The organism is Vreelandella aquamarina, from assembly GCF_044805175.1.
GTDB classification, from domain to species: Bacteria; Pseudomonadota; Gammaproteobacteria; order Pseudomonadales; family Halomonadaceae; genus Vreelandella; species Vreelandella aquamarina_B.
In genome coordinates this window covers 2441117-2465255 of the sequence record NZ_CP085232.1, presented here as the reverse complement: position 1 = coordinate 2465255, position 24139 = coordinate 2441117, and the positions used below count along the sequence as shown (strand labels likewise).

Sequence of the window (24139 nt, the reverse complement as noted above, 5' to 3'; positions counted from 1 at the left end):
CTGATGCAAGCTATCCAGCTTCAACAACCCGGCGGTTTAGATAAATTGAACATCGTTGACTTGGCAGCCCCAGGGGAGCCAGGCCCCGGCGAGATCAAAGTGCGTCTGCACGCCAGCTCGCTAAACTTTCACGACTACGCCGTGGTGGCGGGGATGATTCCCACCGACGACAAGCGCATCCCGATGTCGGATGGCGCGGGCGTGGTGGAAGCCGTTGGTGAAGGCGTGGAAGAGTTTGCCGTGGGCGACGCGGTCGTCTCGACCTTTTTCCCCTACTGGCTGGAAGGCCCGGCGCGGGTGGGCGACTTCACCACCACCCCCGGCGATGGCGTCGATGGCTATGCCCGCGAGCAGGTGATTCGCCCGGCCACGTGGTTTACTCGCCAGCCGCAAGGCTACAGCCATGCGGAATCCGCCACGCTGACCACCGCTGGCTTGACCGCTTGGCGCGCGTTAGTGGTCGATGGCGGACTAAAAGCGGGGGATACCGTACTGGTACTGGGTACCGGCGGGGTATCTATCTTCGCGCTACAGTTTGCCAAGATGATGGGCGCTCGCGTGATCGCAACGTCGTCTTCCAATGAGAAGTTGGCGCGTTTGCGCGAGCTAGGTGCTGAACACACCATCAACTACCGCGAAACGCCAGAGTGGGGGAAAGCTGTCAAAGCGCTTACCAACGGCGAAGGCGTGGATCACGTTGTGGAAGTGGGCGGCCCAGGCACATTGCCACAATCCATCGACGCGGTGAAAATTGGCGGGCATATCTCGCTGATTGGTGTGCTCACCGGGCGTGAAGGTGAGATCCCGACGGCTAAGCTAATGGCGAAGCAGGCCAAACTGCAGGGGCTGATTGTCGGTAGCCGCCGCCATCAAATCGAGATGATCAACGCGATCGAAGCGGCGAACCTAAAACCGGTCATCGATCGTGAATTCCCGCTTAGCGAGATTGCTGAGGCGTTCCGCTATCAAGAGTCGGGCAAGCACTTTGGTAAAATTTGCCTAACGTTCTGATCAAAAGCGCTAATGCTCCAATGCGCGCCTGCTAATTAGGCAGGCGTGCAGCGAAAGTTCATAGTGACTATTCTCCTAGCCGACTAAATACCACACCTTTGACTTCAAGCTCCCAGATGTCGTCATAAGGCACGGTCACACCGTCCATATCGCCAGGGTCGCCGGTGCTGTTTTTAATCACGGTTTCGGGAATCACCTTCACCCCCATCACCCCAACGTGCTGAATCCGTCCGCTGAAACGATTGCCTTCCTGATCAACGAGCACCCGCTCGCCAGCAATGCACTTTGCAAGCTTCTCGTGTAGTTCGGCCATGGTGACGTTAACCACGCTCATCGTTGCCTCCTGTGCATCACTCAAAAGGTGAGTTGCTTGGGTATAGCGACTTTATTGTAGTCGATAAGTTCGGCTAGCCCCGGGGGGATGGCATAAGGCATGCTAACCTTAATCTAGTTGACTAAAACGAGGCGGAAGATGGCGCAAGGCTCAACCCCCGCGGCTTTATCGCCATGGAACGTGGTGGCACTAGACACCTTTCAAACCCCAGAGCATACCCAGGCCAGCCAGTGGCGGCGTAGCTGGCGGGCAGCCACTACCTGGATGATAGGCAAAGAAGCTTCCGAGCGCCAAGCAAAGCGGGAGAGCGAGCTGCGCGCACTGCCTGAAGTAACCTTGGCCCATGTGGCGCCGCCCATTGACTGGACGCCGGCTGCCAGCGGTCTTGAACAGGCGCTAAAGGCATACCGGGAAGCGCCAGTTGTGCTGTTTATTTCACCGCCCCACGGTGGGCACAATGCTGTGGTGAGCCACTGGGCCGCGCAGCAGGAGGTGCACTGCCTTGCTGTGCCCACGCTGAAAGAGCTGGTGGATGGCAGCCTGTCCTGGGTTGAAAACGCCGCTCAGGCAAAGCGCTGGGCTATTCCTGCTCTGGAACGTCACTTTTTGCGCCATACCAACGGCTTGCAAGGCGTACGCGAGTTGCTTGAGCGCGCCCTGGGCGGCCGTTTAGGGCAGAGCGTGATAGGGTGCGATAGCTGGACCTACGCTTACTTACAGCACGCGGTGGGGCTAGAAGGCGTGCCTGTATTGACCCTCCAAGGGCTCGAAGGCGAACAGCTGGCCCACTACTTTTCCCAAGCAGCGGGGGGGTGCCCGACGGTGTACAGCACGCGCACGGGGAAGTCGATTCTCACCAGCGACAGTGACCAAAAAGTAGTTTACAAAGAGCTACAGCGCCTAGCGGCACACTGCCGTGGGCACCTGGGGATTGCCTGGCACTACTGGCGCGAGCGGCTGCGCGAGCCTGCGGAAGAGAACTCTACGAACGATGCTGAAGAGACGCGCAGCGGCGCGCAAGAGCTGTGGCTACTCGATGCCCTGGCTGATGCCGAGCTGCCGGCAGATACCGGTGACTTGGCCACGCTACTGCTGCATACCCTGCTGATTCACGGCGGGCTGGAGGACCAGGCGCTAGAGCATGTTTTACCCTTCTCCGCTCATGAAACGCTCAATGCGCGGTTTGCCCTGGCGCGGCGCAATATCCTCAGCTGTAAGCAAGGGCGCTGGCAGGTGGCACCGATGAGCTATGCGAGCGTGCGGCAGCTGCTTGAGTCGCGCAACTATCTGGTTGACCCGCTTTAGGAGCCCCCATGGATGACCAAGGGCAATACGCCAAACTGTTTAACGATATAGATAGCCAAGCGCTGGTAACGCTTGGGGTGATCCTGGCCAGCACCATCCTGCTGATTGTAGCCAGCCAACGTGGGTTGAACTGGCTCGCAAACCGCCTGCACGGCCAATTGCGCTTTCGAGTTTTTGCCCTGGTGCCGCTTACGCGACTGCTAATTTTAATAGCAGCGCTCGCCATTATTGTGCCAATCGTTATCGAGCCTTCACTACGCAATATGGTCACGCTGCTGGGGGCAGTTGGTTTAGCCATTGGCTTTGCCCTGAAAGACTATGTCAGCAGCCTGATTGCTGGGGTGGTATCTGCTGTGGAGCTACCGTACCGGCCCGGCGACTGGGTCAAAATTGATGGCACTTACGGTGAAGTGAAGCATGTCGGGATGCGTACGGTGGAAGTCCAAACGCCGGACGATGACCTGGTTGCCGTGCCGCATTTAAAGCTGTGGGATACCGCCATCTATAACGCTAACAACGGCGGCACCAGCCTACAGTGCGTGGCGAGTTTTTACCTACACCCTGAGCATGAAGCCGGTTGGGTACGTAAGGCGCTGCGGGATGTAGCGCTGACCAGCGCGTACTTAAAGTTTGACCAACCGATTATTGTGGTAGCCGAGGAGAAGCCCTGGGGCACCCATTACCGCATCCGGGCTTACCCCGTTGACCCCCGTCAGCAGTTTCTGTTTATCACTGATTTAACGGTGCGCGGCAAAACAGTGCTTAGTGCTGCTGGCATTCAACCAGCGCTGCTGCCGCCGGATGCGGCACTGGATGCATGAGTTGGATGAATAAAAGCAACCCGACCGCTGGCAGAGATGCCAGCGGCCGAAGGGTGGATCTTTGTACCGAAAGATGCGTTAAGCGAATAGCCGTTTAAGCGTTCTCTTCCGGCAGTTCGGCGCTGTGGAAGACGTTCTGCACGTCGTCCAGATCGTTCAACATGCCCAGCAGTTTTTCAAACATCGCTACGTCATCGCCTTCAATCGGCGTGGTGGTTTGCGGCAGGAACTGGATCTCGTCGACTTCAAAGTCGATTTCGCCGAAGGCATCCAGCAGCGCCTGCTTGGCTTTGGCGTAGTCGGTGTGCGGCGCAAACACCGTGATACGCCCCTCTTCCTGCTCGATGTCAGTCACGTCCACATCCGCTTCCATCAGCGCTTCCAGCACCGCTTCTTCATCGCTGCCGTTAAAGGAGAAAATTGCACAGTGGTCGAACATATGGCTTACGCTGCCCGGCGTGCCGATCTTGCTCTTGGTTTTGGTGAAGCAGCCGCGCACATCGCCAAAGGTGCGGTTGGGGTTGTCGGTGAGGCAGTCGACAATCACCATGGCGTTGCCGGGGCCAAAGCCCTCGTAGCGCGCCGGGGAGAAGTCTTCGCCACCCGCGCCGCTGGCTTTATCCAAGGCTTTATCAATGACGTGGGACGGCACCTGGTCTTTCTTGGCACGCTCCATCAAACCGCGCAGCGCGAGGTTACCGTTGGGGTCCGTGCCGCCTGCTTTGGCACAGACGTAAATTTCACGTCCATACTTGCTGTAAACCTTGGTTTTCGCAGCGGCCGTTTTGGCCATGGATTCCTTACGGTTTTGAAACGCCCTACCCATATTGAAGTCCTTTATTAGCCATGAATCGCCTGCATGGCAGGCGTCATCGTGTTCAAAAAAGGGAAAATTTTACCCAACAGCGTACCATGCTAACAGCGTTATTTAAGCGCCTTGGAGGTTTCAGCAGCGCTAGGTAGGGTAGCAGCGCCCAACCTGTCCATCATTGGCCTCCGATTAATCCGGCTTTGGCGTATACTGGCCTGCTCATAACAATGCCATCCATGGAGGAGAAGATGCCGCTAACACTCTGGCTTTCGCTGGCTGCCATTTGTGCGATGGGGGCCATGTCGCCTGGGCCTAGCTTAGCGCTGGTGCTGCGCCATACCTTGGGAGGTGGCCGCGTACCGGGGATGACGGCTGCTATCTTTCATGCATTAGGCGTGGGGTTTTACGCGCTGCTCACCGTGCTGGGCTTGGGTGCTGTGATGGTACGCTTTCCCGAGCTTTTTCAGGTCATTACCTGGTGTGGCGCTGCCTATTTGGCGTGGCTGGGGATAAAAGCATTGCGGGCGGGCCGTAGTGGCTCGCTTGCGCCGGGCGCCGTGACCACCACGCCGCGCCAGGCAGCCAAAGAGGCGGTGCTGGTGGCTTTAGGTAATCCGAAGCTAATCATCTTTTTTGTGGCGCTATTAAGCCAGTTTGTAACGCCAGAGATGAGCCTGCTTGCCAAGGCGATTATTGTTGCCACGGCTATTATTATTGATGGTGGTTGGTACGTGCTGGTAGCCGTGGGGCTTTCTCACTCCCGGGTGCTGCCGTGGCTGCAGCGCCACGCCCACTGGATTAACCGCATTACCGGCGTGCTGCTGATTGCGCTGGCGCTTCGGGTAGTGGCGGGCCCCATCATTTAATCTCCGGGCTGGTGTCACTACCGTTGCCGTGGCAAGGTAAGGTGTATGCTGGCAAAGGCATTTTAGAGGCCTGGCGATGACGATTTACGAGCAGGATTGTTATACCCACCAAGGTGAGCCTTTCAACCTGCGCGCCCTGCGCGGACAGGTGTTACTGGTGGTGAACGTGGCCAGCCAGTGCGGCTTTACCCCTCAGTTAAAAGAGCTTGAGGGGCTGTATCAGCGCTATCGGGATCGCGGCTTTATGGTGTTGGGTTTTCCCTGCAACCAGTTTGGCCGTCAGTCGCCTGAGAGTGCTGAGGCGTTTTGCGCCTTTGGCGAGCAGCAGTTCGGGGTGAGTTTTCCGCTGTTGGAGAAGGTGAAGGTCAACGGCCCCGATGCCCACCCGCTATTTGTACAGCTCAAGCGGGAGGCGCCAGGGATTTTGGGCACCAAAGCTGTAAAGTGGAATTTCACCAAGTTTCTGGTAGGCCGAGATGGCAAGGTCATCGCCCGCTTTGGCCCCAAGGATCATGGGCTAACGCTGCGCTTAGCCCTGGAGGCCGCTCTGGATAAAGAGTGATCAGCCAGCCGTTAAACGTCTCCACGCGCGACCATGAGGCGTTGCATTAACTCATTCCAGCGATGGCGAACCATCATGGTTGTCAGACCGGAAAAGAGCGCCCAGCTTTTGCGCCGCCAGCCTTTCAGTTTCAGATTGTGGTTCACCAGCTGCTTCATCAGTTTGTAGTCATCGAACTTGCGCCACTCGCTGGCGACGGAGAGCTGGTGGCGTGACATCACTGGCGCCAACTCTAAGCGCAGCATCCACTCCAACTCCTTGAGCGACATTTGGTGCTGTTCGATCACCTCGATCATACGGGCATAGTCGCGCTCGCTGGGTTCGCGATCAAGCCAGAGAGGGGCGAGTGCTAGCCACACATCGCCTCGCTCATCGACTAGCTGCTGTGCATTCATTCAAGATCCCGTCGGCTGGTGGTGGGCAGGCCGCTATCCTGCCGCGAATGGCGGATAAGCTCAAGAGCGGACAGGGCGCGCCGAGACCGCTAGAATACCCCCATTGATAACCCGGCACCGTCGTGCCGGACGCGATACTCATCTGACAAAGGGGTCCAATGTGATCATTAAACCGAAAGTGCGTGGCTTTATCTGTACCACCACCCACCCGAAAGGCTGCGAGCAGAACGTTCTCGAGCAGATCGAAGCGACCCGCGCCCGTGGTTTGGATAAAAGCCAAGGCCCGAAAAAAGTGCTGGTGATCGGTGCCTCTAGCGGTTACGGCCTAGCGGCACGTATCACCGCCGCCTTTGGTTACGGCGCTGACACCCTGGGGGTGTTTTTTGAAAAGCCAGGCACCGAGAAGAAGCCGGGCACCGCTGGCTGGTACAACAGCGCCGCGTTCGACAAATTTGCCAAGCAGGAAGGCCTGTACAGTAAATCCATCAATGGCGATGCGTTTTCCCACGAAGCGCGGGAAAAAGCCATCGAGCTGATCAAGCAGGACATGGGTGAGATTGACCTCGTGGTCTACTCGCTGGCCTCGCCGGTACGTAAGCTGCCGGATACGGGTGAAGTCAAGCGCTCCAGCCTGAAGCCGATTGGTGAGACCTATCGCGCTACGGCCATTGATACCAATAAAGACGCGATCATTGAAGCCGAAGTAGAACCAGCGACCCAGCAAGAGATCGATGACACCATCACCGTGATGGGCGGCGAAGATTGGGAGCTGTGGATGAGCGCGCTGGATGACGCGGGCGTGCTGGCCAAAGGCGCACGCAGCGTTGCCTTTAGCTACATCGGCACCGAAATTACCTGGCCTATTTACTGGCACGGCGCCCTGGGTAAAGCCAAAGAGGACCTGGACCGCGCGGCGGCAGCCATTGATGCCAAGCTGAAAGAGAGCGGCGGCGGTGCCAACGTGGCCGTGCTGAAATCCGTCGTTACCCAGGCCAGCGCTGCGATTCCCGTGATGCCGCTGTATATCGCCATGGTCTACCGCATCATGAAAGAGCAGGGCCTCCACGAAGGCACCATCGACCAGCTGAACCGCCTGTTCGGCGAGCGTCTGTACTCTGGCCAGCCCGGCGAGATGGCTACCGACGATCAGGGCCGCCTGCGCCTGGACGACTGGGAGCTGCGCGACGACGTTCAAAAAGCCTGCCAAGATCTGTGGCCGGAAGTCACCACCGAGAACTTATTCGATATTACCGACTATGCTGGTTACAAGCATGAGTTCTTGAAGCTGTTTGGCTTCGAACGTAACGATGTGGACTACGACGCCGATGTGAACCCGGAAGTCGAGTTTGATGTCGTAACGCTATAGGGCAACGCGCGACGGGTAACGCTTGCCGCCGCGCTGTTGATCATCTAACCGGATAGGATGAGGTGCTGTATGGATACCAGAGAGAGCAAAACCCGGGAAGAAGAGAAAGAGCATGTGTTAAGCGAGCGCATACCTGAAGATTTCGAGACCTCGCAGCCCCAACAACAGCCAGAAGCGAAAAAGTCCGCTAATGGGCTGCATAAAATGCTGCCGTTAATCATCGTGATTATGGGCATCATCGTCGCTGGCATTGTGATGCTGGGGCTGGGCAATAGCGGCGGCTAAATCTTGCGCTTTTGCGGTATATATCGCCGGGCCTATGGCCCGGCGATGTGCGTTTAAGCCCTTTGGTTTTGCATTCTGGGCGATGACTACGCCAAGTGATCAATTTAATGTTTGTAAGCTTTTGCGCCTATCTCCTACTAAAAAGTCGTTAACCTAAGTACAACGTTGCTGTTTCTTACCATTTTACATTGCGTTTCAGCGCTGTGGTTAACTAGTTTGCAAAGTGTACTTCAGGAAAAAGTGCACTTCAGCAAAAGGAGAGAGGGTATGAAACGGACAGCACTTGTAGTCGCCATTGGTACGGTATGCGCTAGCTTGTCAGGCGTTGCTTTAGCACAAAACGATGACCAAACCGATGCCTCGACCACGCGGGATATGTCGCAACAGCGGCAGAACGAAGTGGCCGAACAGCAGCGCCAAGATGGTCAAAACCAAGATAGCCAAAACCAAAATGGCAACGAGACGATGGATGTCACGGTTGACCAAGCGCCTGCGGATGTTCAGGTTCAGCAGGAGTCGCCCAACATCAAGGTCGAGCAGTCCAAGCCCGATGTCACCATTGAGCAGCCTAAGCCCGAAGTAACCATTGAGCAGCCCGAGCCGGAAGTGACGGTAGAAGAGGCGGAGCCAAACGTCACCGTTGAACAGCGCGGCGAGCCGGAGGTGACGGTCGAGCAGGCCGATAACGCCGACGTAGAGGTGAACCGGGGTGACGAAGAGCGTGACCAAGAACAGCCGTCAGCGCAACAGCAGAACCAGCAGGTTGTGCAGGAAGACGTTCAGCAGAGCGATCAGGGTAATTCGCTGATGGCAGAGCGCGCACGGGACCTGGAAGGCATGACCGTTGCTAACCAGCAGGGGGATGAAGTGGGTGAAATCCAGCACATCGCCCGTCATCAAGAGAGTGGCGAGCTGTTTGCGATTGTTTCGATCGGCGGCATCTGGGGATTCGGCGCCAGTGACGTAGCGCTTCCCGTGAAAGAGATGCAGCGCGAAGGTGATCGTTTGATCGTCAACACCGACTACGGTAGCGAAGAGATCGAAGCGTCCGCCGACGAATACCGCGATAGCGACTACCAGATTATCGATAACCAAACCACGCTCTCCGACGCCGAAGAGAACAGGTAACACTCACTCGCTATAGCCCTGCGACGTCTTTTTTGAGATAGCGACAGCAGGCGCTGCCTTCAGTGGCACAATTGGGTAAGATGTTGGTCATACAAATGACCCAGTTAGCCAGCGGCGGTTTTCATGCAGCGCAATAGGCAGCATAGCGAATTCACATGCATTCCAGTACGTTAACGCCACCCCCTAGCCACCGCAGGCGGGTGGCGTTTGTGCTGCTGCCGGGGTTTTCGCTGTTGGCCCACGCCGGCGCCATCGAGCCGCTGCAAATGGCCAACCAGCTAAGCGGCCAGATGCTGTACCACACCGTGACCCTCAGCCTGGATGAAGAGCCGGTACGCAGCGGCGCACAGCTATCACTGCTGGCACAGCACACGCTGGCCGAGCCCCTTGGTCCGCTGGATCTGTTGCTGGTGTGTGCGCCCACGCCGCTGCCTTACGCGCTGCCACCTAAACTCAATGAGTGGCTGCGTAGCCACCAGGGGCGCGGCGTTGCTATCGGCGGTTTGGCTGGAGGCACCGAGGTGCTCGCCCGCAGCGGGCTGCTGGAAGGCTACCGCGCCACCCTGCCTTGGCAGCGTTTTGACGCCTTTGCCCAAGCCTACCCCCAGGTGACGCTCTCCCAGCAGCTGTTTGAAATTGATCGTGACCGTCTCACCTGCGCGGGTGGCACCGCTGCAATGGACATGATGCTAACGCTAATTGGCAAGCATCATGGCCCGCGCCTAGCCGAGCAGGTCTCCGAACAGTTCGTCTGCGACCGTATTCGCTTGGCCGATGAACGCCAGCACGTACCGCTGCGTAACCGTTTGGGCCACGCGCCCCAGAGCTTGGTGGATGCGGTGACTCTCATGGAAGCCAATATCGAAGAGCCACTTTCGACGCTGGAACTCGCCGAGCATCTAGGCATTTCTCGACGTCAGTTGGAGCGCCTGTTCAAGAAGTACCTGCAGGCGGTGCCCAGCCGCTACTATTTGGATTTGCGCCTGCAGGATGCCCGCAAGCAGCTAAGAGAGAGCGACCGTCCGGTAGGGGATATCGCCCTGATGACGGGGTTCTCTTCCGGCGCGCACTTTTCCACCGCCTACCGTAACCACTTTGGTATTACCCCGCGGGAAGAGCGGCTGGGTTGAGCGCAGCTTTTCATAATTTACCGTCCCAATACTGAAAGCAGGGCGTCCATCGCCCCCCGTATACTGAATCCATCGCTTACTCCACTGGAGGTACTGTCCCATGAGCCACACCCCGAGCCGTCAAGATTTCGACCACTACATGACGCCTAACTACGCGCCGCAGCAGATTATTCCGGTACGTGGGGAAGGCAGCCGCTTGTGGGACCAAGAGGGGCGTGAGTACATTGATTTCGCCGGCGGTATCGCGGTGAACTCCCTGGGCCACTGCCATCCGGTGCTGGTCAATGCGCTGAAAGAGCAGGGCGAAAAGCTTTGGCATCTCTCCAACGTATTCACCAACGAACCGGCGCTCAAGCTGGCCAAAACCCTTACCGAGCGCACCTTTGCCGATAAGGTCTTTTTATGCTCCTCCGGCGGTGAAGCCAATGAAGCCGCGCTGAAGCTGGCCCGCCGCTGGGCGGTAGACCACCACGGCGAGCATAAAGACAAAATCATTTCGTTCTACCAGTCGTTCCATGGCCGCACGTTCTTTACCGTGAGCGTAGGCGGCCAGCCCAAGTACTCCCAAGGCTTTGGCCCGGTGCCGGGCGGTATTCTCCACGCCGACTTCAACGACCTGGAGAGCGTTCGCAAGCTCGTGGGCGACGACACATGCGCCATTATGGTTGAGCCGATGCAGGGCGAGGGCGGCATCGTCCCCGCGACCCAAGAGTTCCTGCAGGGCCTGCGCGATCTGTGTGACGAGCACAACGCGCTGCTGATTTTCGATGAAGTGCAAACCGGCGTTGGCCGCAGCGGCGAGCTCTACGCCTACAAGAACTTTGGTATCACGCCAGACATTCTCACCAGCGCCAAATCCCTGGGCGGCGGCTTCCCGATTGGTGCCACGCTGACCACCGATGCCATCGCCAAATCGCTGGCCATCGGTACCCACGGCTCTACCTACGGCGGCAACGCGCTGGCCTCAGCGGTAGCGCTGGCGGCGGTTGAGTTCATCGATACGCCGGAGGTGCTGCAAGGTGTTAAACATCGCCACGACCTGTTCCGCGAGCACCTGGAAACCATCAACCGCAAGCACGGCGTCTTCAAAGAGATCCGTGGCATGGGCCTGCTGATGGGTGCCCAGATGTCGGATGCCTTCGAAGGCCGCGCCAAGGATATTCTGCCGCTAGCGATTGAAGAGGGCGTGATGGCGCTGATTGCCGGCCCCAACGTGCTGCGGATGGCCCCCTCGCTGGTGATTCCCGAGGAAGACATTACCGAAGGCATGGCGCGCTTAGAGCGCGCCATTGAGCGACTTGTTGCCAGCGCATGAGCAGGCAGCAAGTCACACAAGAGGGGGCGATCAATATGTTGGTAATCCGACCGGTCACGCTGGCTGACCTTCCCGCCTTGGAGCAACTGGCAGAGCACGCGGTGCCACGGCTTACCAACCTGCCTGCCAATCGTGAACGCCTTGAGGAGCGCATTGTGCGCTCCCAGGAAGCATTTGCCAGCGATATCGAGTTCCCCGGTAACGAGCACTATATGTTCGTGTTGGCGGATGATAGCCGCAACGACGTGCTGGGCACGGCCACCATCCGTGCCCAAGCGGGGGCCGCCGAGGCCTACTACACCTACCGCCAGGAGACGCTGATTCACGCGTCCCAGCAGCTCAACGTGCGCCGCGAGGTGCAAACGCTGGCGCTTTCCCATGAAGCTTCGGATGCCACGCTGCTTTGCGCGCTGTCGCTCAACCCGCGCTACAAAGGCACCAGCGCGGAGAGCCTGCTGCGCCGGGCGCGGCTGATGTTCATCGCCCAGTACCCGGAACGCTTCTCGCGGATTCTGGCGGTGGCCTTTCCCGGCTATTTGGATAGCCAGAACGAATCCCCCTTTTGGGAGAGCGTGGGCCGCCACTTCTTTGCCCGCAGCTTTCAAGAGATGAATCACATGGCGGGCGTGCGCTCGAAAAGCTTTATTGCTGAAGTGATGCCGCAGTTTCCGCTCTACTTACCGCTACTCACGCCCCAGGCCCGCGCTGCGATTGGCCGCGAGCACCCGGCCCATGAAGAGGCGCTGGCGGAAATGTTGGCTGAAGGCTTCGTGCGCTCCCGGCATGTGGATATTTTCGACGCGGGCCCCATCGTCAAAGCCGAGCGCGAACGCTTAGAAACGTTCCGCCGTGCCGCCTGGCACCCGGTACGAATACGCCCCGAGCATGCGCTGCCGGATGCCGAACCGGCGATGATTGCTAATCAAACGCTGGGCGATTTCCGCTGCATCGTAGCGCGCTATGCGCTTTCGCCTACGGGGCAGCTGATGCTCTCCCCGCAGCATGCCGAATGCTTAGGGGTGGAAGAGGGGCGGGCGGTGCTGGCCGCGCCGTTAACCCTGCCCAGCGCGGTAGATGCGCTTGATGAAGGAGAGATGTAATGCGCATTCGACCCATTGCCCGGGATGACCTGGATGGCCTCCAGGCGCTTGCACAGCAGGCAGGCGTAGGCTTTACCTCGCTGCCGGATAACCGTGAGTTTCTGGCCGGTAAAATCGAGTCCGCCGCCCGCGCGTTTGAAGAGCGCACCCCTATTGATGACCGTCTCTACTTCTTCGTGCTGGAAGATGAAACCAACGGCGAGCTGGCGGGCTGCTGCGCCATCGAAGGCCAGGTAGGGCGCGAAGTGCCGTTCTACAACTACCGGCTCGGCACACTGGCGCACTCGTCAGTACAGCTTGATCTACATCGCACCATCGACACGCTGTTTTTAAGCTCCGACCACACCGGCGACGCCGAAGTGTGTTCGCTATTTCTGCGCCCGGAGTATCGCGGCGAGGCCAACAAACATCTGCGTAACGGAGCGCTGCTCTCCAAGGCGCGCTGGCTGTTCATTGCCCAGTTCCGCGACCGCTTTCCGCAGAAAGTGCTGGCCGAGATGCGCGGCGTGTTCGATGACAACAACGTCAGCCCCTTCTGGGAAAGCCTGGGGAAACACTTCTTCCCCATGGATTTCAACGAAGCCGACCGCTTGACCGGCCTGGGCCAGAAGAGCTTTATCGGCGAGCTGATGCCCAAGTTCCCGATCTACACCACCTTCATGTCGGAAGAGGCGCGGGCGTGTATCGGCCAGGTGCATAGGCATACTCGGCCAGCGCTGGAGATGCTCAAAAAAGAGGGGCTGCGCTGGGAAGGCTACATCGACATCTTCGATGGTGGCCCCACCGTCGAGGCGTACATTGACGACGTGCGGGCGATTCGCAACTCGCAGCTTTATCAGGTGGAAGTCTCCTCTAACGCGCCACAAGAGAGCGTTAGCCGCTGGCTGGCGGCGTCTACCCAGATGCTGAGCTTTACCGCTAGCTGGATAGGCCGCGGCCCGGCAGATGGCAGCACGATTGTGCTCACCCCCGAGGAAGCCGAGCGGTTAGGTGTCTCCACCGGTGACGCCATTCGCCTGTTGGAAACCTAATATTAGACTTAAGCGCCCCCCCACTCGACCCACGCCAACGACGACAAAACTCAGCGAAGGAGAGCATGATGCACCCCCAAAACATGCACGCCCAACAGCAGCAACTGATCAACGGCGCCTGGGTAACGGGTGAAGCCGACCCCTTTACCAAGCACGACCCCGTGGCGGGAACGTTGCTGTGGCAAGGGGCAGCTGCCTCTAGCAGCCAGGTGGGTGCGGCGGTAGACGCGGCCCGTGCGGCGTTCCCCGCTTGGGCGCGCACGCCCTTTGCTGAGCGGCAGGCGCTGGTGGAGCGCTTTGTGGACGTATTGACCGCCCGCCGGGAAGACTTGGCCATTGCCATCGCCTCGGAAACCGGCAAGCCATTGTGGGAAGCACGCACCGAAGCAGGCGCGATGATTGGTAAGGTCGCGCTCTCTATTAAGGCGTACCACGAGCGCACCGGGGAGCGCGAAAAAGAAGTGGGCAGCGCCAAAGCGGTACTGCGCCACCGCCCCCACGGCGTCATGGCGGTGTTTGGCCCCTATAACTTCCCGGGCCACCTGCCCAACGGCCACATGGTGCCTGCCCTGCTAGCGGGTAACACCGTGGTGTTCAAGCCCAGCGACCAAACCCCGCTCACTGCGGATTTCACCCTGCAGTGCTGGTTAGAAGCCGGGCTGCCTGCCGGAGTGATCAACCTCGTGCAGGGCGGTGTTCCGGTCGGGCAGGCGCTCTCCGCCCACCCCGGCATCGATGGCTTGCTGTTTACCGGCAGCGCCAAAGTGGGTGGAATGCTGCAGCAGCAGTTTGCCGGGCAGCTGGATAAAATCCTCGCGCTGGAATTAGGCGGCAATAACCCGCTGGTGGTGAAGGACGTCGACGACGAGCGTGCGGCGGTACTGACGATTCTACAGTCGGCGTTTCTCTCCGGCGGCCAGCGCTGCACCTGCGCCCGCCGCTTGATGGTGCCCCAGGGCGAGGTGGGCGACCGGCTGATCGATGCACTCTCGGATGCTATCGCCAAGCTGCACGTGGCCGGGCAGTTCGATGAAGAACCCGCGCCGTTTTATGGCGGCTTGGTGAGCGTTGCCGCAGCCAATGGCCTGCTCAACGCCCAGGATGAACTGGAAGCCATGGGCGGCACGGTCATTAACCGTATGCAGCGCCTCAAAGAGAACACCAGCCTACTTAGCCCCGCGCTGATCGACGTGACGGGCCTGGACGTGCCCGACGAGGAGCACTTCGGCCCGCTGCTGAAAATCCATCGCTACGCGGATTGGGATGAGGCGCTGACCCTTGCTAACGACACCCGCTACGGCCTTTCTGCAGGGCTGATCGGCGGTGAGCAGGCGGATTGGGACGACTTCCTGCTGCGTATTCGCGCTGGTATCGTGAACTGGAACCGCCAGACCACCGGTGCCTCTGGCGATGCGCCCTTCGGCGGCGTAGGCGACAGCGGCAACCACCGCCCCAGCGCCTACTACGCGGCGGATTACTGCGCCTATCCGGTCGCTTCCATGGAAGCCGATAGCCTGGAAATGCCCGAAACCCTGCCACCGGGAGTCAACCTATGAGCGTGAATAGCATCCGCGAAGTCAACTTCGATGGCTTGGTAGGGCTTACCCACAACTACTCGGGGCTTGCCCACGGCAACGTAGCCTCCATGAGCCACGGTGGCTTGGTCTCCAACCCCAAAGAGGGGGCGCTGCAGGGGCTGGCCAAAATGAAGTCGCTGATGGACGCAGGCTACGCCCAGGGCGTGCTGCCTCCCCAGCAGCGCCCGGATTTGGGCGCGCTGCGAGAGTTGGGCTTTAGTGGCAGCAATAGCGAGATCCTCGCCCAAGCCGCAAAACAAGCGCCGCAGCTGCTGCGGGCAGTATGTTCAGCCTCCAGTATGTGGACGGCTAACGCAGGCACAATTACCCCCAGCGTCGATGCGCCGGATGGTCGGGTGCACTTTACCCCCGCCAACCTGCAATCCAGCTTCCACCGTTACCTGGAGCCGAAAACCACTGGCCGGGTGCTACAGGCGATTTTCCGCGATGAGCAGCGTTTTGCTCATCATCCGGTGCTGCCCGCTACGCCCGCGTTTTCCGATGAAGGGGCGGCCAACCACACTCGCCTGTGCGGTGAATACGGTGAGCCAGGCGTTCATCTTTTCGTTTACGGCCGTCAAGCGTTTGGCGACGCGAGTAGCAGTGGGCGCCAACCCAAGCGCTATCCCGCCCGCCAAACCCTGGAAGCCAGCCAAGCGGTGGCTCGTCAGCACGGGCTGAGCGAGGCGCAAACCGTCTTCGCCCAGCAGCATCCGGAGGCCATCGATGCCGGGGTATTCCACAACGATGTGATTGCCGTGGGTAACGGCCCGGTGTTGCTCTATCACGAAATGGCGTTTCTCGATGAAGAGCGCACGCTGGACGAGCTGCGCGCCAAGATGAGCACGCCGCTGATTCCCGTTCGGGTGCCGGTGGAAGCGGTGAGCATGGAAGACGCGGTGGCATCGTACCTGTTCAACTCCCAGTTGCTCTCCAACACGGATGGCACCATGACCCTGGTGGTGCCCAGCGAGTGCCAAGAGCGCGAAGCCGTGTGGCGCACGATTCAGGACTTCATCCTGGCGGGCAATAACCCCATTGGCGAAGTGATTGTCAAAGACGTGAAGCAAAGCATGCGTAACGGCGGCGGCCCCGCTTGCCTGCGCTTGCGGGTGGTGCTAACGGAAGCCGAGCGCGCCGCCCTTACCGGTCGGGTACTGCTCAACGATGCACTTTATAGCGACCTCACCGCCTGGGTGAACCGCCACTACCGCGACCGCCTCACCAGTGACGATCTTGCTGACCCACAGCTGGCGACAGAAGTGCTTACTGCGCTGGACGAGCTGACTCAGCTCCTGCAAATCGGGCCGGTGTATCCGTTTCAGTTGGGGTAGGTAGGGGGTAGGAAGTGGACGTGTGGTTCTTTCGCCTTTCAGCTCCCTAGGGTCTCATGCGTTTGGACAAGCGGGTGTCTTAATCTGTTAACGTGCATCGTCTACGCTTAACGTAAAGCAACTTAATGCACATACAAAGGCACTGTAATGAGCCACGCATTGACTGGACATAACCGCCCTCAGCAGGTCATCGAGGCAATTCAACAGGCGAATGCGCCGCTAAGTGCGGCTCATCGGCAGGCGAAATACGCCAAAATGGCGGCCTCTCCCTATCGTTTCTTTCGCGGCTCCAACCACCTCTATTGGCAAGACGTATGGCACGACTGGCGCTTTGCGCTGTTCGGCGGTTGGCCTAATACCCAAACGTGGCTGCAGGGCGACGCTCACGCCTACAACTTTGGCGCCTATGGGCATCACGATGACCAAGTGCGCTATGGCATGGACGACTTCGACGATGCGCTGATTGGTGATTACCAATATGACGTGTGGCGGCTAGCAATTAGCCTGGTGTTGGATGCCCGTGAAAACGTTGAGCTAAACCCCAAGGCAATTGATAAATCGCTTAAAAAATTGTTGGAAGGGTATATGGAAACCCTTGCTGCCCACCGTGAGGAAGAAGTGCCAATCCACGCGATTACGCTGGATAGCGCCAAGGATCCGCTCAAGTCGTTTATGGGCAAGGTGGCCGACAAGCAGAGCCGTGCGCGCATGCTGGAGAAGTGGACAACACTAGACTCTGAGAAAGGACGGCTGTTCGCCGAGCGCCCTGGCAAGCTGGCGAACCTACCTGCTGATGTGGCAAGCCAGCTACGCCGCATCATCGAGCAGGAGTACCAGCAAACGCTGCAGCACCCCATTAAGGAGAGCGATCCTCAGCACTTCTTTGTCAAAGACACCGCCCGGCGTTTAGATGCAGGTACCGGATCGCTAGGAGTGGAGCGTTATTACGTGCTGATTGAGGGCGGGGCGGACCATGAACACGATGATGTGATTCTAGACATCAAGGAGCAGGTCACGCCAGAAGCCTACCGTCTGATGGATAAAGCGCAGCAGCAGGCATGGCGTAAACTGTTCCCCAATGAGGGCATTCGCCATGCCGCGGCGTTTCATGCTATTGCCGAGCACCCGGACGCCTACCTTGGCTGGTTGACTATGAACGGCAAAGTGTTTTCGGTACGTGAACGCTCTCCGTTCAAAAAAGACTACCCCACCCACAAGCTCTCTGGCGGTAAAGCCTACCGCAAGCTGGCGCGTCAATGGGGCGAAATTTTAGCGCGTGAACACTTACGCGGTGCGCAGGCGCTGAATCGCGGTAAAACCGTTCCGTTTGCCGACGCAGTATGTCGGCGTTTAGATGGGCGCGAGGAGCAGTTTATCGAGGTGGTCTCTACCCTGGCTAAAGCCTACGCCGACTGTGTGGCTCAAGACTATCAAGTGTTTATGGAACACTTTTTGGCCACCGACACCGCTTAGCTCTCAGGCGATACAGTATCGGTGGCTTAGCGCTTAACTAGCTACTGCTGCTGGCACCACCGACAATGCCACTTCTTAAGCCGCTTTCCTGACCGGAGCGGCTTTTTAGATGATTCGCCACGGTGTCTTCTGGGGAGCCTGCCATCTCACGGAACATACCCATGGAACCCAGCAGGGCCGAAGACTCGTAAGGTACGAATACCCGCTCACCGTCTTTGGCCATGGTGGGCAGCACCTTGATGTAACTTTGGCCAAGCAGATAACCCACCACCGTGCGCTTGTTCTCTTCGCTATCGCCGATGGCGCTAAGCACCAGCTTGATGGACTCTTGCTCACCCTGGGCACGTAGAATGGCGGACTCTTTATCACCCTGGGCGTTTAAGATGGCCGATTCGCGCTGGCCTTGTGCCATCGCAATGGCGGCCGATTTTTCCCCTTCGGCTTCGGTGACAGTAGCGCGCCGTTTCCGCTCAGCCGCCATCTGCAGGCGCATGGCAGATTCGACCTCTTCTGGCATAGCAATATCCTGCACTTCTACCCTAGAGATTTTAACGCCCCATTTAGACGCAGGTTCCTCCATCGCCGCCTGAATCTCGTTGTTGACCTCCGCGCGGGACTCAAACAGTTTATCCAGCTCCATTTTGCCGACCACCGAGCGTAGCGTGGTTTTCGCCAAAACCTCCACGGCTTGGCTCATGTTTTCGACTTCATAGACCGCCCGCTTGGGGTCAATGATCTGGTAATACAGCGCGCCATTAATGCGTACCGTGACGTTGTCCGTGGTGACCACAGGTTGGCCAGGGAAATCCATCACCGTTTCGCGGCGGTCAATGCGAGTCTCATCGGTGGTAATGGCGGTGTACTCTTCGCCCATTTTGCGATACCGCAGCATGGTGATGGCACGGGGCTGTTCAATAAATGGAATGATGATGTTAATACCGCTTTCTAGCACGCGATGAAAAGAGCCGAGGCGTTCAATCACCATCACTTCTGATTGGCGAACAATCACCAAGCCTTTCGTAATGATCAAAATGCCAATCACGACAATGATCAGGCTAATCAATAGGCCAGGGCTAATTGGTAAATCCATGTTAAGTCTCCTTGGTGTTGGGTGTGGCGCGTTTAATATCGTCTGTGTCAGCTGATGGCAAACTCACCAGTGCGGTCGTGCCATCAAAGTGTTTAAACACGACCTGAGTGCCTGGTGGCAGCTCTGTTTGACCGCTCTCAAGCACTCGTAAGCGGTAAAAATCGCCGTTCACTTTGATGCCCGTGGCATTGTCGAACTCACGAATCAGTGTGGTATAGCGGTTGCCTTTTTCGACTCCTGTGCCGGTGGTCCCATAAGCAACGCCTTTGGGAGAGAAGCGTGGCCGAATAACCATCACGCCCAATGGCACCAACACACCGCTGAAAATCCCCATGCTGAGCAACTGCCAGGGCAGCGATAGCCCCAATGCCGTTACAGCGGCGGTGAGTGCGGCGGCAATACCTAGTGCAAGCAGCACCATTGCACCAGAGGTCAGCTCAGCCAGGCTCAATAAAAGGGCGAGTACCAGCCAACTGTAAGCGGGGTTCCAGTCCATAGGTGTTCCTCGTATTAACAATAGATGTTGAGGGGTAACGTATCACCGCTTTGGTGACGACATAAACAAAGTTTAGTTGTTTTAAGTAGATAGTTTGCCGGAGTGGGTTGAGTGTTATCCTGCGCGTCTGGTGCGCTATTTATCATCCATGTCGTTGGTAGAAAGGTGTTGATGGAAAGGGTTTTGGTGAAAAGCGAATTAAGGAGAGCCGCGTGTCGGGCGTGATTTATTGGTTGGATATGGCGGGAGTGATTGTGTTTGCCCTGTCGGGGGTAATTTTGGCCTGCCGCTCGCGGATGGATCCGTTCGGCATGCTGGTGCTGGCGGCGGTGACCGGTATTGGGGGCGGGACGTTGCGCGATTTAGTGCTGGGCGTGCGGCCGGTGTTTTGGGTGACTGACCCGACCTACCTGTGGGTGATTTTGGCCACGGTGGGCGTGTCGCTGGTGGGGTTTCACTATATCCACCGGCTATCTCGAGGCTTTTTGCCGGTGGCGGATGCCTTTGGGCTAGCGCTGTTTACCGTGATCGGGACGCATAAAGCGCTGCTGCTGGGTACCTCCGGCGTGGTGGCAGTGCTGATGGGCATGATGACCGGGGTGGCGGGCGGCATGATTCGTGATGTGCTGGCCCAACGGGTACCGATGGTGCTGCGCGAAGAAATTTATGCCACCGCCGCCATGGCGGGCGGAATCGTCTATGTGGCGTTCCAAGCACTGAATGCGCCGCTCACGTTAGCGATTGCCGCCGCCTTGAGTGTAACGCTAGGCCTGCGCTTAGCCGCTATTCATTGGCACTTGGCGCTGCCGGTATTTGCCTGGGTAACGGTGCCGCCTAAAAACCATGACGAAGCCGCCGCACCTCTTTCTACACCGCAAAAGGCCAAAGAGCGTGTGCGGATGATTCGTCGGGAGCGCACGCGCCGTTAAGGCCTAGGGAGGCGCTGGGCTTCTCGCCAGCGTTCAAACCAGCGCTTGGCTTGCACTACCCGCAGGGTCGGCTCGCTGTCGTTTAGCTCTACGCCGAGGCCCACGGCACCAAGCCGAGCATAGAGCGCGCCATTGGCTTGGCCGTCCGCTAAGGTCACATCGGAAAGTAGCCGCAGCGGCCCGCCTGTGAGTATGAGGTCATGCAAGTGGATTTGCTCGCCGCTCACCGTGAGCTCAGCGCTGCCGTTGATATCATGCACGTTAAGCAGCCTGCCTAGCCAGTCGCTCTCCCTGGCACGGGCGAGAAATAGCCGTGCCAGCAGGCCGGTATCGCGCATTCCTAAACGCAGTTGGCTGGTGAGCTGTATTGGGTCGCCCCAGTCTAGCTGCGCTTGTTCCATGGTGAGCTGAACCCACCAGCCTGCATCCTGAGTGCCGTTGTCGCTCTGGCGAAAAACATTTTCCAGGCGCAGGTAGGAGTCGTTGGCGGTGAAGCGGCGTGTTTCGATATTTCCTTCGGTGAGCTGTAAGTGCAGTGTCATGTCTCCGCGCAGGCGCTGCTCCAGTAGCGCCATTTCTGTCTCGAAAGCGCGTAGCGTGATATCGCCTTGGGCACGCAGCCCTTCTAACAGCCACTCACTGGTGAGGCTGGCACTGCCGGAGAGCAGTTGAATGCCCGCGTCTTCCGGCAGATAGCGGTTGTAGCGGGTAATATCGGGCACCTCGGTAATAGGGAGGGCAACGCGGGTGGTGAAGTATTCTGGAGCAGGGGTGTCCAGCACGTCACGAAAGCGGTCGGTTTGAGTGGTGAGGGCAAAGTGGCGGCCTTCCAAGTGTGGCCGGTCGTCATCCTTACGCCTTAATGCAAACTGCGGAATGCCCAGCGAAAGCTGTGCCTGCTCGGGGCTATCTAACTGGGCGGTGAGTTCGCCGCGCCCGCTGGCTAAGTAGTCGAGAAATGTCACTTCAAGCTGGTTGGCATTGACTCGCAGCCGCGTAGGGGCTTGCAGCGTGTCATCGATAAAGGCGCCCTGCAAAAAGAGCTGGCCGTTGCCGGAAAGCGCTACGCCGTGGGCATCCGGTAAAAACGTATTGAGAAAACCTAGCCGTTGCACGCTGCCTTCCAGCATGAACCGCCCGCTGGGAGTGGCGTTTTGGCGCTGAAAGCGGCCGTCGCGTAGCACTAGCGTACTCTCTAGCGTCTCGCTGGGACTCTGTGGGTCGGCCACCTGCCAGCTTAACCGCGAGCCGCTGATATCCAGTGCCGTGCCATCCAGCGCCGCTTGGCGGATAGCCAGTGTGAGCTGGGCGTTGCTTACTAAGGTGCCGCTCTGCTCGCTGTATTGCCAGCCGGTGGTCAGTGCGTTGCCAGCCAGGTGAAGCTCTCCGTTAAGCTGCTCGGTGGTAACGCGTAGCTGCCCGTGGCTGGTGGCGGTACCGCTATTTAACGTCAGCGGGGAAGGGCTGGGCAGCAGCGAGGCAAGATAAGGCTGCAGTGCTTGGATATTTGGCAGCGTCGCATCTTCCCAGTTCAGCGTAGCCGCGGCGTCTTGCTGGGCCTGCGCTGGATGGAGGGGGCTTTGTGCCACCAGCGTCAGCGCTGCATTGGCCAACAGGGTTCGCTCCTGATGGTGTAGAGTGGCTTCGGTTAGCGCTAGCGTCGCCTCTATCTGCTCATCGGGGGAGAGTGTCGCGTTTAGCGTGCCGCTGCCTCGGGCGGTGAATTCAAGCAGCTCAGCGCCTAGCGTGGGGGCTTGAACCGCTAGCGACGCCTGATAAGGGCGTGCATCCCGCAGCGTTGCGCTAGCCGTAATCTGCCCCTGGCCGGAAAGCCGAATCCCCTGGCCGTCGAAGGTAGGCGCTAAGTAGCGGTCAAGCATATCCAGACGCGTCACCTGCCCCGATAGCTCAAATGAGGCGCCGGTGGGCAGGTCGAGCCGGTCCAGCCGCTGGTTGGGGATATGGGTGGCGAGCGCGAGTTGCGTGTTCGTGGCGTAGGGGTGCGAGTCAGCCAGCGTGACGTCTTCCAACTGGGTAGTGAAGCGCAGCTGCTGCTCTTCAACGGCAAGCTTGACACGCCCTTGTCCCGTGGCGGAATGAAGCGGCGGAGATTCATCTGCCACCAGCCAGCGGCGCGTGTTCTCGGTGCCACTCAAGCGCTGCTCGTCCAGAGACAGCACGAGTTCTGGGGCATTCAGCGTGAGTTCGCTGCCCGGCTGCAGTTGGCCCGCGGCAAGCGCTAGTTCACCTTCCAACACACCGCTGCCCGCCAGGCTTAGCCAAGGCAGTGCCTCTAGGTAGGGCATAAACACATCCCAGGCATCGGCGTAGGCAGTGATCGTAAGCTGTGCGGTGAGGGCGTTGAGCAGCGCCTCGGTTAACGCATCGCCGCTTTGCTGGGTAGCGAGCGAGTCAAGCGACGCCGTGCTGCGTAGCTGAATATCCTGCACTAGGGTGGTTTGGTCACTCAGGCGCATCAGGCTGCCCTGGGTAATATCCAGCGTGAGGCTAGGTACGGCAAGGGTGTCTTGGCTGAATTGTGTATCCGCGACCTGTAGTTGACCCTCCGCCTCAAGCGCAATATCTCCTACGGTGAAGCGGCGAATACCGTCGGCATTCAGCGTTTTAATATGCAGCTCGCCGCGCAGCAGGGCGAGCAGCGACAGGGAGAGCGTGGCTTGCCTGGCTTCTACGGTGATCGGTAGTGCGCCGTCCTCACGTGCAAGGTAAAGGTCCTCTACCTCCCAGCGCCCAGGATGGAAGCTCTTGGCATTCGACCAGCGCACTTCCACGCCTTCAATATTGGAGAGTTGCTTGGGCAACCACTGGCTGTTCAATAGCCAGTAACTGCCCAGTAACCAAACAGATGCGAGAACCAAAGCGCTGAGCAGTATATTCACCATAGCGCGCCGACGGGGGCTGGCGGTAGGGTTGACCTTTATCATACGGGTTTCCTAGCAGATGACTCCTGTTGGCGCGTGTTTTATGGCATTATGCGCGCCTTGGAGCAGTTATGGGTTTTCTATTTCAACGCTAGGCAGGCAGCAAAGCCATGTTCAAGGATTATTACGCGCAGCGCGGAGAGTATGTAGTGATCTCCGCTGAGCAGGCCAGCCGCTTCGCTAAAGGCGTGGCCGGTGACTACAACCCGATTCATAACCCGGATGCGCGGCGTTTCTGTGTGCCCGGCGACCTGCTATTTACACTGGTACTGGTGAAATTCGGGCTGTCGCGGCAAATGGAATTTCGCTTCACCAATATGGTGGGTGCTGATACACCGCTCAAGTTCAGTGAAGCCAATAATGGCGATATTCACGTCTGTGACGAGAGTGGTAAGTGCTATTTACAGGTGGTGCGTAGTGGCGACATTACCCGGGATGAAACGGTGGTTGAAGGGTTTGCCCGCTGCTATGTGGCTTTTTCAGGGAAAAACTTCCCCCACTACCTCAAGCCGTTGATGGAGGAGCATGGGGTGATGTTTAACCCCAAGCGCCCGCTGGTGATCTACGACAGCATGGGCTTCTGCCTTGAGCGCTTAGACGGGTTTTCGCCCAACCTGGCGCTCACCCAGTCATCTCTGGATGTGCAGGGCAAGCGCGCCGATGCGCTGCTGGAGTTCTCCATTGAGTCGGCCGGTGAAGCGGTGGGCGTGGGTTCTAAGAAGCTGGTAGTGAGCGGACTATGCGACTACGACGCCACTGAAATGGCCGCGATTGTCGATGAGTTTTACCGTTTGAAAGCCGCCTACGAAGCAGCGTAACTCACTGCTTGGTAGCCCTG

General features: G+C 58.5%; 23 protein-coding genes. 17 read left to right on the top strand and 6 right to left on the bottom strand.

All coding sequences use genetic code 11. The features are described 5' to 3' along the window. Positions 1-3: 3 nt before the first annotated feature. Positions 4-1011, top strand: coding sequence for an NAD(P)-dependent alcohol dehydrogenase (locus tag LG300_RS11560; protein ID WP_404375462.1), 1008 nt, complete (start codon positions 4-6; stop codon positions 1009-1011). Positions 1012-1078: 67 nt separating this feature from the next. Here the strand turns inward: LG300_RS11560 and LG300_RS11555 are convergent, their stop codons facing one another. After that, positions 1079-1345, bottom strand: a complete 267-nt coding sequence (locus LG300_RS11555) for a hypothetical protein (protein ID WP_083024823.1) — start codon at positions 1343-1345, stop codon at positions 1079-1081. 138 nt (positions 1346-1483) lie between these two features. Between LG300_RS11555 and LG300_RS11550 the strand changes: the two genes are divergently transcribed. Both LG300_RS11550 and LG300_RS11545 read left to right on the top strand, forming a co-directional pair. Continuing rightward, entirely contained in the window at positions 1484-2650 is a 1167-nt protein-coding gene (locus tag LG300_RS11550; RefSeq protein ID WP_404375461.1) for a hypothetical protein, read from the top strand. A gap of 8 nt (positions 2651-2658) precedes the next feature. Further along, the gene (locus LG300_RS11545) at positions 2659-3471 is read left to right on the top strand and encodes a mechanosensitive ion channel family protein (protein ID WP_404375460.1); all 813 of its coding nucleotides are present in this window, start codon (positions 2659-2661) and stop codon (positions 3469-3471) included. A 94-nt stretch (positions 3472-3565) separates the two neighbouring features. Here the strand turns inward: LG300_RS11545 and LG300_RS11540 are convergent, their stop codons facing one another. Next, complete coding sequence (locus LG300_RS11540) at positions 3566-4297, bottom strand: YebC/PmpR family DNA-binding transcriptional regulator (RefSeq protein ID WP_404375459.1); 732 nt, start codon at positions 4295-4297, stop codon at positions 3566-3568. Between the two features lie 233 nt (positions 4298-4530). Between LG300_RS11540 and LG300_RS11535 the strand changes: the two genes are divergently transcribed. Further along, on the top strand, positions 4531-5148 hold the full coding sequence (locus LG300_RS11535) for a LysE family translocator (RefSeq protein WP_404375458.1): 618 nt from the start codon (positions 4531-4533) through the stop codon (positions 5146-5148). Positions 5149-5224: 76 nt separating this feature from the next. Further along, positions 5225-5710 (top strand): glutathione peroxidase, encoded by a 486-nt coding sequence (locus LG300_RS11530; protein ID WP_404375457.1) that lies wholly within the window; start codon positions 5225-5227, stop codon positions 5708-5710. An 11-nt stretch (positions 5711-5721) separates the two neighbouring features. On the opposite strand, the gene LG300_RS11525 is transcribed toward LG300_RS11530, so the two are convergent. Continuing rightward, positions 5722-6105 carry a hypothetical protein gene (locus LG300_RS11525; RefSeq protein WP_404375456.1) on the bottom strand — a complete coding sequence of 128 codons (384 nt, stop codon included), beginning with the start codon at positions 6103-6105 and terminating at the stop codon, positions 5722-5724. 160 nt (positions 6106-6265) lie between these two features. Between LG300_RS11525 and fabV the strand changes: the two genes are divergently transcribed. The 10 genes from fabV to LG300_RS11475 all read left to right on the top strand — a co-directional run bounded on the left by fabV (position 6266) and on the right by LG300_RS11475 (position 17844). Beyond that, positions 6266-7471 carry an enoyl-ACP reductase FabV gene (gene fabV, locus LG300_RS11520; RefSeq protein ID WP_404375455.1) on the top strand — a complete coding sequence of 402 codons (1206 nt, stop codon included), beginning with the start codon at positions 6266-6268 and terminating at the stop codon, positions 7469-7471. A gap of 69 nt (positions 7472-7540) precedes the next feature. Then, entirely contained in the window at positions 7541-7756 is a 216-nt protein-coding gene (locus tag LG300_RS11515) for a hypothetical protein (protein WP_404375454.1), read from the top strand. Between the two features lie 267 nt (positions 7757-8023). Continuing rightward, positions 8024-8884, top strand: coding sequence for a PRC-barrel domain-containing protein (locus LG300_RS11510; protein ID WP_404375453.1), 861 nt, complete (start codon positions 8024-8026; stop codon positions 8882-8884). Positions 8885-9039: 155 nt separating this feature from the next. Continuing rightward, on the top strand, positions 9040-10014 hold the full coding sequence (locus LG300_RS11505) for a GlxA family transcriptional regulator (RefSeq protein ID WP_404375452.1): 975 nt from the start codon (positions 9040-9042) through the stop codon (positions 10012-10014). A 100-nt stretch (positions 10015-10114) separates the two neighbouring features. Then, complete coding sequence (locus LG300_RS11500) at positions 10115-11329, top strand: aspartate aminotransferase family protein (protein ID WP_404375451.1); 1215 nt, start codon at positions 10115-10117, stop codon at positions 11327-11329. 35 nt (positions 11330-11364) lie between these two features. Beyond that, entirely contained in the window at positions 11365-12429 is a 1065-nt protein-coding gene (locus LG300_RS11495; RefSeq protein WP_404375450.1) for an arginine N-succinyltransferase, read from the top strand. Next, positions 12429-13460: an arginine N-succinyltransferase gene (gene astA / locus LG300_RS11490; RefSeq protein ID WP_404375448.1), complete on the top strand. Its 1032-nt coding sequence runs from the start codon at positions 12429-12431 to the stop codon at positions 13458-13460. Before LG300_RS11495 ends, astA begins: the two co-directional genes overlap by 1 nt. A gap of 83 nt (positions 13461-13543) precedes the next feature. Next, positions 13544-15016, top strand: a complete 1473-nt coding sequence (gene astD / locus LG300_RS11485) for a succinylglutamate-semialdehyde dehydrogenase (RefSeq protein WP_404378031.1) — start codon at positions 13544-13546, stop codon at positions 15014-15016. Next, entirely contained in the window at positions 15013-16371 is a 1359-nt protein-coding gene (gene astB, locus LG300_RS11480) for an N-succinylarginine dihydrolase (RefSeq protein WP_404375447.1), read from the top strand. The genes astD and astB overlap by 4 nt, the downstream gene beginning before the upstream one ends. 147 nt (positions 16372-16518) lie before the next feature. Then, a complete protein-coding gene (locus LG300_RS11475; RefSeq protein ID WP_404375446.1) occupies positions 16519-17844 on the top strand; it encodes a DUF2252 domain-containing protein in 1326 nt (441 codons plus the stop codon). A gap of 37 nt (positions 17845-17881) precedes the next feature. Here the strand turns inward: LG300_RS11475 and LG300_RS11470 are convergent, their stop codons facing one another. Next, entirely contained in the window at positions 17882-18934 is a 1053-nt protein-coding gene (locus tag LG300_RS11470) for an SPFH domain-containing protein (protein ID WP_404375445.1), read from the bottom strand. A 1-nt stretch (position 18935) separates the two neighbouring features. Beyond that, positions 18936-19430 carry a nodulation efficiency, NfeD-like protein gene (locus LG300_RS11465; protein ID WP_404375444.1) on the bottom strand — a complete coding sequence of 165 codons (495 nt, stop codon included), beginning with the start codon at positions 19428-19430 and terminating at the stop codon, positions 18936-18938. A 212-nt stretch (positions 19431-19642) separates the two neighbouring features. Here LG300_RS11465 and LG300_RS11460 point away from each other — a divergent pair, with 212 nt between their 5' ends. Further along, on the top strand, positions 19643-20359 hold the full coding sequence (locus LG300_RS11460) for a trimeric intracellular cation channel family protein (RefSeq protein ID WP_404375443.1): 717 nt from the start codon (positions 19643-19645) through the stop codon (positions 20357-20359). Here the strand turns inward: LG300_RS11460 and LG300_RS11455 are convergent. Beyond that, positions 20356-23304, bottom strand: a complete 2949-nt coding sequence (locus tag LG300_RS11455) for a hypothetical protein (RefSeq protein WP_404375442.1) — start codon at positions 23302-23304, stop codon at positions 20356-20358. The genes LG300_RS11460 and LG300_RS11455 overlap by 4 nt on opposite strands. Positions 23305-23411: 107 nt before the next feature. Between LG300_RS11455 and LG300_RS11450 the strand changes: the two genes are divergently transcribed. Beyond that, a complete protein-coding gene (locus LG300_RS11450) occupies positions 23412-24119 on the top strand; it encodes a DUF3581 family protein (protein WP_404375441.1) in 708 nt (235 codons plus the stop codon). The last annotated feature ends 20 nt before the right edge of the window (positions 24120-24139 follow it).

Excerpts from the sequence above, each read along its gene's own strand:
- LG300_RS11560 (WP_404375462.1), top strand. The coding sequence starts at position 4 with ATGCAAGCTATCCAGCTTCAACAACCCGGCGGTTTAGATAAATTGAAC.
- LG300_RS11555 (WP_083024823.1), bottom strand. The coding sequence starts at position 1,345 with ATGAGCGTGGTTAACGTCACCATGGCCGAACTACACGAGAAGCTTGCA.
- LG300_RS11550 (WP_404375461.1), top strand. The coding sequence starts at position 1,484 with ATGGCGCAAGGCTCAACCCCCGCGGCTTTATCGCCATGGAACGTGGTG.
- LG300_RS11545 (WP_404375460.1), top strand. The coding sequence starts at position 2,659 with ATGGATGACCAAGGGCAATACGCCAAACTGTTTAACGATATAGATAGC.
- LG300_RS11540 (WP_404375459.1), bottom strand. The coding sequence starts at position 4,297 with ATGGGTAGGGCGTTTCAAAACCGTAAGGAATCCATGGCCAAAACGGCC.
- LG300_RS11535 (WP_404375458.1), top strand. The coding sequence starts at position 4,531 with ATGCCGCTAACACTCTGGCTTTCGCTGGCTGCCATTTGTGCGATGGGG.
- LG300_RS11530 (WP_404375457.1), top strand. The coding sequence starts at position 5,225 with ATGACGATTTACGAGCAGGATTGTTATACCCACCAAGGTGAGCCTTTC.
- LG300_RS11525 (WP_404375456.1), bottom strand. The coding sequence starts at position 6,105 with ATGAATGCACAGCAGCTAGTCGATGAGCGAGGCGATGTGTGGCTAGCA.
- LG300_RS11515 (WP_404375454.1), top strand. The coding sequence starts at position 7,541 with ATGGATACCAGAGAGAGCAAAACCCGGGAAGAAGAGAAAGAGCATGTG.
- LG300_RS11510 (WP_404375453.1), top strand. The coding sequence starts at position 8,024 with ATGAAACGGACAGCACTTGTAGTCGCCATTGGTACGGTATGCGCTAGC.
- LG300_RS11505 (WP_404375452.1), top strand. The coding sequence starts at position 9,040 with ATGCATTCCAGTACGTTAACGCCACCCCCTAGCCACCGCAGGCGGGTG.
- LG300_RS11500 (WP_404375451.1), top strand. The coding sequence starts at position 10,115 with ATGAGCCACACCCCGAGCCGTCAAGATTTCGACCACTACATGACGCCT.
- LG300_RS11495 (WP_404375450.1), top strand. The coding sequence starts at position 11,365 with ATGTTGGTAATCCGACCGGTCACGCTGGCTGACCTTCCCGCCTTGGAG.
- astA (WP_404375448.1), top strand. The coding sequence starts at position 12,429 with ATGCGCATTCGACCCATTGCCCGGGATGACCTGGATGGCCTCCAGGCG.
- astD (WP_404378031.1), top strand. The coding sequence starts at position 13,544 with ATGCACGCCCAACAGCAGCAACTGATCAACGGCGCCTGGGTAACGGGT.
- astB (WP_404375447.1), top strand. The coding sequence starts at position 15,013 with ATGAGCGTGAATAGCATCCGCGAAGTCAACTTCGATGGCTTGGTAGGG.
- LG300_RS11475 (WP_404375446.1), top strand. The coding sequence starts at position 16,519 with ATGAGCCACGCATTGACTGGACATAACCGCCCTCAGCAGGTCATCGAG.
- LG300_RS11470 (WP_404375445.1), bottom strand. The coding sequence starts at position 18,934 with ATGGATTTACCAATTAGCCCTGGCCTATTGATTAGCCTGATCATTGTC.
- LG300_RS11465 (WP_404375444.1), bottom strand. The coding sequence starts at position 19,430 with ATGGACTGGAACCCCGCTTACAGTTGGCTGGTACTCGCCCTTTTATTG.
- LG300_RS11455 (WP_404375442.1), bottom strand. The coding sequence starts at position 23,304 with ATGATAAAGGTCAACCCTACCGCCAGCCCCCGTCGGCGCGCTATGGTG.
- LG300_RS11450 (WP_404375441.1), top strand. The coding sequence starts at position 23,412 with ATGTTCAAGGATTATTACGCGCAGCGCGGAGAGTATGTAGTGATCTCC.